This is a genomic window from Paenibacillus artemisiicola, assembly GCF_017652985.1.
In the GTDB taxonomy this organism is placed as follows: Bacteria; Bacillota; Bacilli; order Paenibacillales; family Paenibacillaceae; genus Paenibacillus_Z; species Paenibacillus_Z artemisiicola.
Window position 1 is genome coordinate 30,273 of the sequence record NZ_JAGGDJ010000007.1, and the last position, 12,369, is coordinate 42,641.

Below are 12,369 nucleotides of genomic sequence, written 5' to 3' on the forward strand. Positions count from 1 at the left end.
CATTTATAAGAAAACTTGCGACAGGAACCGGCAAGCTTTGACGCAGCGCTGCTCGATCCGGATTTCGCCCGGCTTCGGCGGATCGCGGACGGGCCGATGCGGCAAATCGAACGGAGCCGGAAAAACGGAAAGGCTCCAATAAGCCTCCCATTATTTGGGGATGAGGGGTCCGAAACTTTCCCCGCGCCGCGGCGTCTATTGGGGGCTGAAATCGAGACGGAGGTTTTCGTACGATGAACAAATCTAATCGCCTGCTGCTTGCGCTTCTGGCCGCAGCCGTCGGAATCGCGGCCTGGCAAAGCTGCCGGCTTCATCTGGAACGGGAGGCGAGAGAAGCGCAGCTCGCCCATGCCGTATCGTTCGCGGCTTTTTATTTAGACTCGGCTTCGCAGGCCATCGCGAACCTGAACGCGGACGGCAAATGGAACGATCCGGCGGAGCGGAGCGCCTTCCTCGAATTGCTCGCCGCAACGCAGCAGGTCCTGACGGACGCCAACGCAAACATGCAGGACTATCAGCGGCTTCGCGCGTCGGAAACCGCAGCGCGGCTGAACGACGTATACTTCCGGTTTATGGATTGGAAGCGGCCTCTGGCGGATGCGCTCCGCGATACGGCGCCTCTGACCGAGCACGACAGGGCTCAGCTGACGCGCCTTAACCGCATCGTCTCGCAAGTCCAGCCGCTCTATAGCGGTTATCCGGCCGATCCGAGCTTGGTTTTCGCCAAGATCGACGGCTTGTACGAAGCGTGGAAGAAGGATAACCCCTGATCGTAATCCCTGATCGCCTCAAATGCGCAAAGAGCCCGCCGAATATCGGCGGGCTCTTGCTTCAACAAACGGACAATGCCGCAAGCTTACCCTTCACGCGCTCGCAAGCGCGGCTGCTTCCGGCAACGAGGCAAGCGTCGGGCTCGCGAAGCCGGATTCGCTTCTTCGATTCTTCGATGATCCCTACAGCCCGGTCCGATTCTCCCGCAGCCACGCTTCGGCCGCGTCCACGCCGGCCTGCAGCCCGAACAGCCGGCAGTCCGCGCTGCCGACCGCCCCGCGCGCCGGCATGCCGCGCGCGTCCAGCTCCGCGCCGACGAGCGTAAAATCAGCGGAATCGTAGGCGAAGTCGTCGAACCACTTCCATGTCCTCGCGCCCGCTTCGGTCATCGCCGTCCCCATCCGCTTCGCCGGCATGCGGTCCAGCCGCGTTTCCGCCAAATGAAAGGCGGTGCAAGCATTGTAGCCGGCGCCGAGCAGCAGCACCTTCGCTTCCGGCAGCCGGTAGAGCTTGCCGAGCGGGGAATCCGCGCCGAACTGCGGCGTCAGCGGATGATCCGCGACGATCGCCCCGGCCAGCTTGCCGTTCGCGGAGAACGACACCTGCGGATGCGCCGACCGGACCGTTCCGGGGAACGTCCGGAACAGCTCCGCGATCCGGCCCATGCCCCGCGTCGGCGTCGTCAGCGGATCGAACGCCGGCATCTCGCGGTAAATCGTCTCGAGCCACGCCCGCGGCACGGGCGGGTTGCTCCACTCGGCCGGGTCGCTCCAGTCGCCGCTCTGGGCCGGCATGACGATCGTGCCTTCCGGGCCGACCGCCTGCAGCAGCGCCTGCACGATGGCCTGCGGCCCGCCGCACACCCAGCCCATGCCGGACAGCGACGCATGCACGAGCAGAACGTCGCCTTGCCGCACGCCGAGCGCCTCAAGGTCGCGCGCGATGCGGGCGACGGTGACGGGCTCGCGGGTCGCCGCGACCGTTTCGAATTCTCCCATGATGGTCCTCGTCTCCTTCGACGCGTAGATGATTGCAGGTAGATAAAATAAATAGAAACTAATAAATAGAAACTAGTAAATAGAGGAAGGTCGACTAACGAAAGCGCTTGCTCCGCGCCTGCCAGCCAAGCCTCCCTGCTTGTTCTTACCCATCTTAGCGGCTGACCGCGCGCATTACAACTCCGCTTCCGCCAACTCGGCCCGAAACGAATTCAAAATCGCGCGCAGCCCCTCCGGGTCGCTCAGCATCGGCAGATGGCCGGCTTCCATCGCGGCGACGCGGCCCGGCGCCAGATTGGCGATCATGCGGTCCTGCAGCCGCGGATCGAATTCCTTGTCCCGCGTCAGCTTGATATAGACCGACGGGACAAGCGGCACCGCCGCGCGGCACGGCTCGGTGTAGAGGCGCCGCGACTCCGGCACGAACCTGTCCACGACGGCTTCCGTCTGCGCTTCGCTCAAGCCGCCGCACAGCCCGGCGCGGATCGCCGCCGCCGGCGGCTTCGTGCCGAAGAGCCGCATCAAGGCGGCCGCGGCCGCCCGCTTCGGCATGGGCAGCGCCGACAGCCACGAACCGCCTTCCCGCGGAATCGCCGCGCCGACCGCCGCGAAGCCGGCCAGCCGTCCGCGTTCGGCCAGCGCCGCCGCGGCCGGCAGCGCCGCGACGCCGCCGATCGAATGCGCGACGACGACCATCCGCCGGACGCGCCACGCTTCCGCCTGCTTGCGCACATGCGCCGCATAGTCGGCCAGTCCGAGCCGCAGCCGCTCCGCGGCGGGACCGTCGCGCAGCGGATAGTCCGCCGCAAGCGCCGGCGCCTCCAGCCCGTCCGTCACCTCCGTCCAAATGCTCCCGCGCAATCCCGCGCCGCTCACGAACAAAAAGCCGATTTCTTCGTTTCGACGCATCTCCTGACTCGTCATGCCGAACCCTCCTCCGCGGATTTCCCTGCTCTGTCTCCATTGTAGCGGCGGGTGGTGACAGCCCTTGTCAGTCAACGGCGCGAGGCGGCTGTTCGGAAGAACGTACCTGCGGCCAAACACGCCGCAAGCCGGCCGGCTAGGCGACTCAGGCGGGGCGGCCGCGGGGCGTCGGCTACGCAACTCGGGCGGCGCGGCCGCGGGAGGCCGCGGGGAGAACCGGCCGGGCGATGCGGCGCGGCGCGGCGCGGTTCTGAAGCGCGGGCATAGCAAAAAGCCGAATAAAAATCCCTTTCGGTCCGCCGGGCGTCGCCTGAGGGGCGGGCGCTGCGGGTAATCGAAAGGGATTCAACGGCATATGTGTGGTGTAAAACTCGCTTGCCGGAGCATACGGATGGCCTTAGGCTTATAGGTTCGCCGCGGCCGACTGCCCTAGGCATGGATGCATGGTCCCGCCCCATCGGAGCCTCGGTCTGCCGGCCTCGCGTCTGAAGGACGCCGCAGCCGGCAGCCTCGAATCAAAATTGGCGCCCTAGCGCCTCCGAACCGTCCGCTCTCCGATTTTCGCGGCCACCAGATCCGCTATTTCCGCCGATTGTTCGAAATTCGGATTTCTCCGGCCACAGGGGCGCTTATTGCAACGTATACGTGCCTAAACCAACGCTTTCGGAGCCAATAACGGCTCCTGTGTCCGCCAAAACGCCGAAATCGGCGATTTCGCGAGAATAGCGGCGCTCCTGTCCGCTAAACGGCGCATGACGCATGCAACGGGTGCGATCGACCATGCACCGCACACGCCGATCCTGCTTGCCCTCGCTCGGCATTGCTCTTCACTTACCTTACCTTCACTTACCTGCATCTGCCCCTGCCGGCATTTGCTCATCACTTACCTGTATTTGCCCTGCCCTTGCCCCACACTTGCCCCGTGCCCCGCCTCAGACCCCGCCGCTACCAAGCCGCCACGCAGCCGTCCGTCCGCGGCTCCGTGCCGCCGATCAGCGCGCCGCTCGGGTCGCGCCAGATGACCTGGCCGCAGCCGAACGCCTTGCGGTCGAGCACGAGCTGGATCTGGTGGCCGCGCCGCTCCAGCTGCCGGGCCAGATGCTCGGGGAAGCCGGTCTCGATGGCGACCTTGCGGCCTTCGAGCCATTGCCAGCGCGGCGCGTCCAGCGCAGCTTGCGGGTGTAAGCCGAAGTCGATCAGGTTCGAGACGACCTGCAGATGCCCCTGCGGCTGCATGAAGCCGCCCATGACGCCGAACGGGCCGACCGGCGCGCCGTCCTTCGTGAGAAAACCCGGAATGATCGTATGAAACGGCCGTTTGCCGGGCGCCGCGACGTTCGCGTGGCCGGGATCCAGGGAGAACGACGTTCCCCGGTTTTGCAGCGCGATGCCCGTCCCCGGCACGACCAGCCCCGAGCCGAAGCCCCGGTAGTTGCTCTGGATGAACGATACCATGTTCCCTTCGCCGTCGGCCGCCGCCAAGTAGACGGTCCCGCCGCTCGGCAGCCGGCCCGGCGCGGGCATCAGCGCCTGTTCGCCGATCAGCTGCCGCCGCTGCGCCGCGTACGCCGGCGAGAGGAGTTCCTCCACGCTCGCCTTCATCATCGCCGGATCCGTAATATGCCGCAGCCCGTCGACGAAAGCCAGCTTCAACGCTTCGACCTGGGCGTGAACCGTCTCGAGCGAATCCTTGTGCGCCAGCGGAATGCCGTCCAGGACGTTCAGCGCCATGAGCGCGACGAGCCCCTGGCCGTTCGGCGGCATCTCCCATACGTCGTAGCCGCGGTACCGGACGGAGATCGGATCCGTCCATTCCGGGCGATGCGCCGCCAAATCCGCCGAGCGGAGCAGGCCGCCGGTCTCGCGCGCGAACCGGTCGATCGCTTCCGCCAGCTCGCCCCGGTAGAACGCTTCGCCCTTCGACGCGGCGATCGCTTCCAGCGTGCGCGCGTGGCCCGGCGACCGCCAGGTTTCGCCCGGCCGCGGCGCCCGGCCCTCCGGCGCGAACACGCGGAACCACTCCGCGAACAGCGGATCGCCGGCCTTCGCCTCCCACGCCCGGAACGCCCGGGCCCACGTCGCGCCGAGCTCCGGCGTGACCGCGTAGCCTTCGCGGGCGTACTCCGCAGCCGGCTCGAGCAGCGTCGCGAACGGCAGCCGGCCGAACCGCTCCGACAGCGCGGCCCAGGCGGACGGCGCGCCCGGCACGGTCACCGGGAGCCAGCCGTCGGCCGGCATGCCGTCGCGGGCGCCGCGCTCCCGCGCGGCTTCCGGCGTCAGCGCCATCGGCGAGCGGCCGCTCGCGTTCAAGCCGTGCAGGCGTCCCTCCTGCCAGACGATGGCGAAAGCGTCTCCGCCGATGCCGTTGGCCGTCGGCTCGACGACCGTCAGGCAGGCCGCCGCCGCGATCGCCGCGTCGACGGCGTTGCCGCCCTGCTGCAGCATGCGCAGCCCCGCCTGCGCGGCCAGCGGCTGCGAAGCCGCGACCATCCCTTTTCGCGCCACGACCGCCGTTCGCCGCGACGGATACGGATCATGCATCAAATCGAACGTCATCTGTTCCATTCCCCTTTCGGATCTTGATTCCGGATCGGATTCGATAGTCCCTGATTAAGTTTCTTTGATAGGTTTTCTTTGACAGGTCTTCTTTGATAGGTCTTCTTTGATAGGTCTTCTTTGACAGGTCTTCTTTAATAGGTCTTCTTAGATAGATTTCTTCTGCGTTGATTCTGAATAAGTTCTTCTCCGGAGGGACGCCCGATTCCTGTCCCGGAAGCGCCCGCCGGCCGAAAACGGGCACATCCGCCTAGTTCCCGCGGCTTCCCAGCATGCGGGCGATAGCCGCCGTCGCGCAACGCGGGTATCGCGGCTATTGAAGCGTCCATCCCCGCTATGGTAAAGTATGTAAAATCCAATCCCGGCAGGAGGAACGCTCATGTCTCAAGCACGCGGCCCGCTCCCCGACTATCCGATGGCCGCCATTCCGGGCGGCGACGTCCATCTGCGCGACGACCGCGTCAACCGCCGCTGGACCGTGGCCTTGCAGCCGTTTGCGCTCGGCCGGCATCCCGTCACCGCGGAGCTGTACGCCGCGGTCGCGAACCTGCCGGAGCCGGCGGCCGGCGAGCGGCGCAAGCCGGCCGTGAACGCGTCGTGGCTCGACGCCGTCTCCTTTTGCAACGCGCTCTCGGAACGAACCGGGTACGCGCCCGCGTACGCGATCGGGGAAGACGGCGAGACGGTGATCTGCGATTGGGACGCCGACGGTTACCGGCTGCCGACCGAGGCGGAATGGCAGCACGCGTGCAAGGCGGGCACGACGGGCTACCGCTACGGCGCGCTGGACGACATCGCCTGGCATGCGGGCAATGCGGGCGGCGCGATCCGCGACGTCGGCGGGAAGGCGCCGAACGCCTGGGGGCTGTACGATATGCTGGGAAACGCGTGGGAGTGGTGCTGGGACGTCTACGACCCGAAGATTTACGGGAGCTATCGGATTTTTCGCGGCGGCAGCTGGGCCGAGGAAGCCCGAGGCTGCGGGGCGACCTGCCGCCGGCGCAGCCACCCGGCGTTCCGCATCGACGACCTGGGCTTCCGCCTGGCCCGGTCCGTGCCCGTTCTATAAAGAAAGAGCCGGTTCAGCGCGCGCTGAACCGGCTCTATTTCGTTGCTGCAGGAACGGGATTCGCTTAGCCCATCATCAGGCCGATCGCGGCGTTCTCCTCGGGCGTGCCGAGCCAGTAGCCGTACGAAATCGCCGTTTGGACGAAGTTCCCCACCGCGGCCGGCTCGGGCGGACCCGGCGGCACGGAAGCGGCCGGACGGCCGATTTCTTTGAAGAATTTCCCCATCTTCATCGTCGAGGCGATCAGCAGCGTCACCGGCTCGCCCGAGGCGTTCCGCCACGCGTGCTTCCGGTTCGGCGCGATATCCAGCGTATCGCCGGCACGGTAGACCGACCACGCGCCGTCCAGCCAAGCTTCGATTTCCCCGGAAATCACGACGAACGTTTCGCGGTCCTCATGGCTATGCACGGGCACGAATACGCCGGGAAAGAGTTCCCCTTTCATCAGGCAGTAATCTTGGTTATCGGAAAGCGCGGTCAGATGCTGCAGGCGCGGGCCGAGTACATCCAATACTTCAGACATCGAACATTCTCCTTTGTCGCGGATATTTTTGACAAGATTGCCAACCCTTCCAGCTTCTCCGTTCGGATGCGGCTGTGTTAGGATGGATGCACTTGATGATAACGCGATCTGGACCGTTACGGAACTTCCGCTCTGTTGGGAGGGTATAACCGTTCATTATAGGAGGACTACGGATGCAGGTGGAATGGTTTCGAAGCTTTACCGAGGCGGCGAAATGGAAGAGCTTGTCCAAGGCCGCGGACAGGCTTAGCCTGACCCAGCCGGCGATCAGCAAGCAAATCCGGCAGCTCGAAGCGACCTACGGCATCGAGCTGTTCCGGCGCAGCGCGGCGGGGGTCGATTTGACGGAGGCCGGCCGGCATTTCTTGGAGCGGATCATGCCCGTCGTGGCCTCGCTGGACACCATCGAAGCGGTCATGCGCCGGTTCAAGGCCGAGCCGGGGTATACGCTGGGCTGCCTGCCGAGCGTCGTGGCGCGGCTCCATTCCGGACGGCTGCGCGATTACCGCGACGCCGGCCATCCCGTCACGATCAAGGTGCGGCAAACGTCTGCCGCGCTGCGGGACGAGCTTCAGGAGGGCGCGTTCGACGCCGCCCTGCTGGATGCGGCTTTCGCGGGCGACCGGATGTGGAGCAAGACGCTGTTTACCGAAGGCTATGTTGCCGTGCTGCCGGAAGACCATCCGCTCCGTGAACGGACGTCGCTGCGGCTGGAGGAGCTGAGGAAAGAGCGATTCGTCTTCGCGAGCCCGCAATGCGAGATCCATGACCGGGTCAAAACGCTGACGGAAAGCTACGGGTACAGCCCCGACGTCCAGCTGGAGGTCGACGGGAACAAAGAATTTCTGTTCAACGTCGCCGTCGGCGCCGGCATCACGGTGCTGCCCGAGATGCTCGCGGCGGAGGCGAAGCAAATGAACCTGCAGGCCGTGCCCCTGGCGGAACCCGGCCTGCGCCGCACCGTCGCGCTCGCCGCGCGGACGGCGGACGTCGGCGCGAAGCTGTTCCGGCTGCTGGACGCCGAGCCCGTGCCGTCCGCGTGAGCGGGAATCGAACAGGGACCGAAACGATAAGAAGCCTCCTTCTCATGAAGGGGGCTTCTTGCGTAAGAGTTAGGATGCCGCGTTTGTCGGCATCGTCATGCTTCCGATGCGGGCGAATGCTGCGTGTCCCGACCTCCGTCGCGACACGCAAACCAATCGCCTAGGCTTATGCTTCCGATGCGGGCGAATGCCTTTGTCCCGACGCATCGGGACAGGGGCATTCGCCTAGGAATCCATCGTTTTCACTTCCGCCGCGCTCGCCAGATTATTTCTCCGCTCCAAAATGATGTTCCGGCAATAAATGAAGACGCTCGGCAGCTGGCCGAGGATGAAGACGGGGTCCCTGCGGTAGATCGCGTAGATCGACAGGACGATGCTGCCGAGAATGCTGTAGATCCAGAAGGACAGCGGCACGACGGTCCGCTTCGCCTTCTCGCTGGCCAGCCATTGGGTGATGAAGCGCATCGTGAACATGATCTGCCCGACGAAGCCGAAGACGATCCAGGCCACGCCGCCGGCCGACATGCCGCCTAACAAGGAATGCCACCACATGCTACTGTCCCCGAATCTGGTAGCGGATGACCCGTTTGCGCAGCCAGCCGATGACGATGGCGTCCATCAGCCCGACGAACGCCCGGTTGAGCACGCCGTACTTGGATACGCCGTGCTGCCGCTCCTGGTGGGACACCGCGATCTCGATGACCTGGAAGCCGTTGATCTTCGCCAGCGTCGGCAGGAACCGGTGCATCCCTTCGTACAAATAATAGCTCTCGGCCACCTCGCGCTTCATGAGCTTCATCGGGCAGCCCGTGTCGTAGATGGTATCGCCGGTCAGCCAGTTGCGGACCCCGTTGCCGATCCGCGACGAGACCTTCTTCACGAGCGTATCCTTCCGCCGGACGCGCTTGCCGTTCACGAAATCCATCTTCGGGATGTACGGCATCAGCTTGAAAATATCCCGCGGGTCCGTCTGCAAATCCGCGTCGATGAGCGCGATCAGCTCGCCGGAGGCGCCCTTCATCCCGGCATAGATCGCGGCCGTCTGCCCGCAATTCTTGACGAAATGGATGACCTTCACCGCCGGATCCCGCTCCGCGAGCTCGTTCAGAATGCTCGCGCTCCGATCCTTGCTGCCGTCGTTGACGAGCACGATCTCGTAGCTCTCTATTTTGTGCCGGACCGCGTTCGTGATCGCCTCGTGCAGCAGCAAAATATTTTCTTCTTCATTATAGATCGGCGCGACGATCGAGAGCTTGACCATAATTATTCCCCCTATACCATGTGACGAACCTGCGCAACCCTTCGTGAAACTCGGTCCGCGGCGCGTAGCCGAACAGCCGGCCCGCCTTGGACACGTCCGCGTACGTCTGCTTGACGTCGCCCGGCTGATTCGGCAGCCAGCGGATGCGGGCCTTCTTGCCGAGCGCCCGTTCCACGCCCCGGACCAGCTCGAGCAGCGAGACCGTCCGGTTCGTGCCCAAATTCACGATTTCGTAGACGGCGTCCCGCGCTTCGACGTATCGCAGGCTGCCCATGATCCCGTCGACGATGTCCCCGATGTACGTGTAGTCGCGTCTGGACGACCCGTCGCCGTAGACCGTCAGCGGTTCGCCGCGGTCGAGCATGGCCACGAATTTATGAATCGCCAGATCCGGACGCTGCCGCTCGCCGTACACGGTGAAGAACCGGAGCATAACCGCATCGATGCCATGCAAATAATAGTACGTATGGCCGAGCACCTCGCAGGCTTTCTTCGTCGCCGCGTACGGCGAGATGCTCCGGTCGACGGCGTCGTCCTCCCCGAACGGCGTCTTCTCGTTGTTGCCGTAGACCGAGGAGGACGAGGCGCACAGCCATTTGCGCACGCCGTGCCGGCGCATCGCCTCCAGCAGCTGGAGCGTGCCGCGGACGTTCACGTCCTCGTACAGCAGCGGGTCCGCGATGGACGGCCGCACGCCGGCCATGGCCGCGAGGTGGATGACCGCGTCGATCCGCTCGCCCGCGAACGCGGCGTCCAACTCGTCCGCATGGCGAATATCCGCGACGACGAGCTTGTAGCTGTCCCCGGCGACAGCCCGCTGCAGACGAAGCAGATCGGTTTCTTTGTGAATAAATTGAAAATCCGATTCCATTCCGATACTATTCAGGATATTCTTAATCTTGGTTTTGTAATCGTACGCTTCGTTGAAATTGTCGACGCAGACGACGCGATGGCCCGCCTTCAGCAGCCGTTCGCACAAATGGGAGCCGATGAAACCCGCTCCGCCGGTTACGCAATAGGTACTCATTGCGCCTCCTCCAGGGTGTACGCCGGTTCGTTCGAACCGACCGGATAGTAACGGAACAGCCGCCGGATCCGCGGATCGTCCGCGAACTGGTTGCGCAGGTCGAAGAAATGGCCGCCGCGCATGCTTCTGGCGATCCGATCCCAGCCGAGGTCGCGGAATTGCGGCCATTCCGTCATCAGGACGAGGGCGTCCGCGTGCTGCGCGCATTCCGCCTCGCTCTCGCAGTAGGCGACGATGCCGTCCCATTCGGTCCACTGCCGCTTCGCCTGCTTCATGCCCTGCGGGCAATACGCCTTCACGGCCGCGCCCCGGCTTAACAAGCCGTTAATGATATCATAGCTGGGCGCGTACCGGATATCATCGGTCTCGGGTTTGAAAGACAAGCCCAGCACGGCGACGGTTTTGCCCTTGAGCGAGCCGCCGAACGCGAGCGCCTCGGCGATTTTGTCCGCCATTCGGCGCTTCTGCTTCTCGTTGGCCGCCGCGGCCGCGCTCACGACGAACAGCTCTTCGCCGTTCCGGCGGCCGACGTCGAGCAGCGCCTGCGTGTCCTTGGGGAAGCAGCTGCCGCCGTAACCGGGACCTGCCTGCAGGAAGTGCGGGGAGATCCGTTCGTCGAGGCCCATGCCCGCGGCGATGTCCCCGATGTTCGCGCCGACCTTCTCGGCCAGCAGCGCCAGCTCGTTCACGAACGAGATTTTGACGGCGAGGAACGAATTGGACGCGTACTTGACCATTTCGGCCGTCTCCCAGTTCGTGAACAGGAACGGCACCTCCTGCCGCAGATGGGCGGCGTAGACGGTCTGCAGCATCCGCTTCGCGTCCTCGCTCTCGGTGCCGACGACGACCCGCGACGGAGCGAGAGAGTCGCTTACCGCCTTGCCCTGGCGAAGAAATTCCGGATTCGACGCGACGTCGATGCGGTACGGGGCGTTCCGGGCCTTCAGCGCGCCGTCGAGATAGCGCGCGATCGAACGCGCCGTGCCGACGGGCATCGTCGACTTGCAGACGACCGTCTTCGGGCCGTTCGCGTAACGGCCGATCGCTTGCACGACATCCTGAACGTGGTCAAGATTGGCGCTGCCGTCCTCCTTGGCCGGCGTGCCGACCGCGATGAAGAGCACGTCGCTCCCGCGGATGACGTCCTTGGCGCTCGCCGTGAACGACAGCGTGCCCGCGCGAAGGCCGGCGGCGAGCAATTCGTCGAGCCCCGGCTCGTAGATCGGCGATTGCCCCCGCGACAACCGGCCGATCTTGCCGGCATCGACGTCCATGCACGTCACCGGGAAGCCGTGCCCGGCGAGCACGGCGCCGTGTACGAGCCCGACGTAGCCCGTGCCCATGACTCCAATCTTGACCATCGGATCCACCTCATATCCTGCCAATATACGAATCTTAAAAATAATTAGTTTACCAACTTAACTTTTATAATAATGACCCATGTCGTAGATTTCAAGTCCAACATTTCCCTTCCGGCAGCCTCTCGCGGGCCGGCGAAGCCGCCTCCCGCGGGCTTCGTCATCGTCCCGCGGGAAGCCGCCCGGCACGCACAAAACCGATTTCGATAGGAGCATGCACGCCATGAACGACAACCGACAAGACATCATACAGCGGCTGCGGGACGCCTTCATCCTGTTCGCCAAAGCCGAGTGGCGGGAGAAGCCGGTCAACGGCCTGACGCGCAGCGACATCCGCATCCTCTTCTGCATCATGGAGTACGAGAACAACGGCAATCCCAAGCCGCGCATCTCCGATCTCAGCAAACGGCTGCTCGTGACGACGCCGACGGTCACGCAGCTCATCAAGAAGCTGATCGAGGAGAATCTGATCGAGCGCACCGTCGATCCGGACGACCGGCGTTCCGTCGGCATCGGGCTGACGGGCAAAGGCAAGGAGGTCGCCAAATCGGCCGAGCTGTACATCCGGGACTCGCTCGGCGGCCTGATCGACGATCTGGGCCAGGACGAAAGCCGGCAGCTGGCGGAGCTGCTTACGAAAGCTTATCATTATTTTAATAATCGAGAAGGAGAAAAATGACAACAACCGTATAAGCTCCCGGCTTGGCCCGAAGGCTAGTACCACTATACTACGAAAGCTCCTCTGCGAACGAATGCATAGATTTTACAGAAGCCATAGACCATGTCTATGATGGAACCTATCGCTAACCTAAAGAGACGCTCGGGCTCGCCCCGGCGTC

Annotated in this window: 12 protein-coding genes; 4 read left to right on the plus strand and 8 right to left on the minus strand. The window is 64.3% G+C overall.

Annotated features, from left to right (window positions below; translation table 11 throughout):
• Positions 1 to 233: 233 nt before the first annotated feature.
• Positions 234 to 770 carry a hypothetical protein gene (locus I8J29_RS12580; RefSeq protein ID WP_208847947.1) on the plus strand — a complete coding sequence of 179 codons (537 nt, stop codon included), beginning with the start codon at positions 234 to 236 and terminating at the stop codon, positions 768 to 770.
• Positions 771 to 953: 183 nt separating this feature from the next.
• Here I8J29_RS12580 and I8J29_RS12585 read toward each other — a convergent pair whose 3' ends face one another.
• The 3 genes from I8J29_RS12585 to I8J29_RS12595 form a co-directional block, all read right to left on the minus strand.
• Positions 954 to 1,769, minus strand: coding sequence for an AAC(3) family N-acetyltransferase (locus I8J29_RS12585; RefSeq protein WP_208847948.1), 816 nt, complete (start codon positions 1,767 to 1,769; stop codon positions 954 to 956).
• 174 nt (positions 1,770 to 1,943) lie between these two features.
• Entirely contained in the window at positions 1,944 to 2,693 is a 750-nt protein-coding gene (locus tag I8J29_RS12590; protein WP_208847949.1) for an alpha/beta hydrolase, read from the minus strand.
• Between the two features lie 945 nt (positions 2,694 to 3,638).
• On the minus strand, positions 3,639 to 5,249 hold the full coding sequence (locus I8J29_RS12595; RefSeq protein ID WP_208847950.1) for a gamma-glutamyltransferase family protein: 1,611 nt from the start codon (positions 5,247 to 5,249) through the stop codon (positions 3,639 to 3,641).
• Positions 5,250 to 5,628: 379 nt separating this feature from the next.
• Here I8J29_RS12595 and I8J29_RS12600 point away from each other — a divergent pair, with 379 nt between their 5' ends.
• Positions 5,629 to 6,318 (plus strand): formylglycine-generating enzyme family protein, encoded by a 690-nt coding sequence (locus I8J29_RS12600; RefSeq protein ID WP_240546137.1) that lies wholly within the window; start codon positions 5,629 to 5,631, stop codon positions 6,316 to 6,318.
• Positions 6,319 to 6,382: 64 nt separating this feature from the next.
• Here the strand turns inward: I8J29_RS12600 and I8J29_RS12605 are convergent, their stop codons facing one another.
• Positions 6,383 to 6,841 carry a cupin domain-containing protein gene (locus I8J29_RS12605; RefSeq protein ID WP_208847951.1) on the minus strand — a complete coding sequence of 153 codons (459 nt, stop codon included), beginning with the start codon at positions 6,839 to 6,841 and terminating at the stop codon, positions 6,383 to 6,385.
• A 173-nt stretch (positions 6,842 to 7,014) separates the two neighbouring features.
• Here I8J29_RS12605 and I8J29_RS12610 point away from each other — a divergent pair, with 173 nt between their 5' ends.
• The gene (locus I8J29_RS12610; protein WP_208847952.1) at positions 7,015 to 7,884 is read left to right on the plus strand and encodes a LysR family transcriptional regulator; all 870 of its coding nucleotides are present in this window, start codon (positions 7,015 to 7,017) and stop codon (positions 7,882 to 7,884) included.
• 225 nt (positions 7,885 to 8,109) lie between these two features.
• Here I8J29_RS12610 and I8J29_RS12615 read toward each other — a convergent pair whose 3' ends face one another.
• Genes I8J29_RS12615 through I8J29_RS12630 form a run of 4 tightly spaced genes read right to left on the minus strand, consistent with a single transcriptional unit; the run spans position 8,110 to position 11,533 of the window.
• Complete coding sequence (locus I8J29_RS12615) at positions 8,110 to 8,436, minus strand: lipid-A-disaccharide synthase N-terminal domain-containing protein (RefSeq protein ID WP_208847953.1); 327 nt, start codon at positions 8,434 to 8,436, stop codon at positions 8,110 to 8,112.
• A 1-nt stretch (position 8,437) separates the two neighbouring features.
• Positions 8,438 to 9,145, minus strand: coding sequence for a glycosyltransferase family 2 protein (locus I8J29_RS12620; RefSeq protein WP_208847954.1), 708 nt, complete (start codon positions 9,143 to 9,145; stop codon positions 8,438 to 8,440).
• Complete coding sequence (locus tag I8J29_RS12625; RefSeq protein WP_208847955.1) at positions 9,111 to 10,172, minus strand: GDP-mannose 4,6-dehydratase; 1,062 nt, start codon at positions 10,170 to 10,172, stop codon at positions 9,111 to 9,113. The genes I8J29_RS12620 and I8J29_RS12625 overlap by 35 nt, the downstream gene beginning before the upstream one ends.
• The gene (locus I8J29_RS12630) at positions 10,169 to 11,533 is read right to left on the minus strand and encodes a UDP-glucose dehydrogenase family protein (RefSeq protein WP_208847956.1); all 1,365 of its coding nucleotides are present in this window, start codon (positions 11,531 to 11,533) and stop codon (positions 10,169 to 10,171) included. Before I8J29_RS12630 ends, I8J29_RS12625 begins: the two co-directional genes overlap by 4 nt.
• 220 nt (positions 11,534 to 11,753) lie before the next feature.
• Between I8J29_RS12630 and I8J29_RS12635 the strand changes: the two genes are divergently transcribed.
• On the plus strand, positions 11,754 to 12,209 hold the full coding sequence (locus I8J29_RS12635) for a MarR family winged helix-turn-helix transcriptional regulator (RefSeq protein ID WP_208847957.1): 456 nt from the start codon (positions 11,754 to 11,756) through the stop codon (positions 12,207 to 12,209).
• Positions 12,210 to 12,369 lie beyond the last annotated feature (160 nt).

What these genes read in the sequence shown, in the direction of transcription:
- I8J29_RS12580 (WP_208847947.1), top strand. Translation starts at nt 234, where the DNA reads ATGAACAAATCTAATCGCCTGCTGCTTGCGCTTCTGGCCGCAGCCGTC.
- I8J29_RS12585 (WP_208847948.1), bottom strand. Translation starts at nt 1,769, where the DNA reads ATGGGAGAATTCGAAACGGTCGCGGCGACCCGCGAGCCCGTCACCGTC.
- I8J29_RS12590 (WP_208847949.1), bottom strand. Translation starts at nt 2,693, where the DNA reads ATGACGAGTCAGGAGATGCGTCGAAACGAAGAAATCGGCTTTTTGTTC.
- I8J29_RS12595 (WP_208847950.1), bottom strand. Translation starts at nt 5,249, where the DNA reads ATGACGTTCGATTTGATGCATGATCCGTATCCGTCGCGGCGAACGGCG.
- I8J29_RS12600 (WP_240546137.1), top strand. Translation starts at nt 5,629, where the DNA reads ATGTCTCAAGCACGCGGCCCGCTCCCCGACTATCCGATGGCCGCCATT.
- I8J29_RS12605 (WP_208847951.1), bottom strand. Translation starts at nt 6,841, where the DNA reads ATGTCTGAAGTATTGGATGTACTCGGCCCGCGCCTGCAGCATCTGACC.
- I8J29_RS12610 (WP_208847952.1), top strand. Translation starts at nt 7,015, where the DNA reads ATGCAGGTGGAATGGTTTCGAAGCTTTACCGAGGCGGCGAAATGGAAG.
- I8J29_RS12615 (WP_208847953.1), bottom strand. Translation starts at nt 8,436, where the DNA reads ATGTGGTGGCATTCCTTGTTAGGCGGCATGTCGGCCGGCGGCGTGGCC.
- I8J29_RS12620 (WP_208847954.1), bottom strand. Translation starts at nt 9,145, where the DNA reads ATGGTCAAGCTCTCGATCGTCGCGCCGATCTATAATGAAGAAGAAAAT.
- I8J29_RS12625 (WP_208847955.1), bottom strand. Translation starts at nt 10,172, where the DNA reads ATGAGTACCTATTGCGTAACCGGCGGAGCGGGTTTCATCGGCTCCCAT.
- I8J29_RS12630 (WP_208847956.1), bottom strand. Translation starts at nt 11,533, where the DNA reads ATGGTCAAGATTGGAGTCATGGGCACGGGCTACGTCGGGCTCGTACAC.
- I8J29_RS12635 (WP_208847957.1), top strand. Translation starts at nt 11,754, where the DNA reads ATGAACGACAACCGACAAGACATCATACAGCGGCTGCGGGACGCCTTC.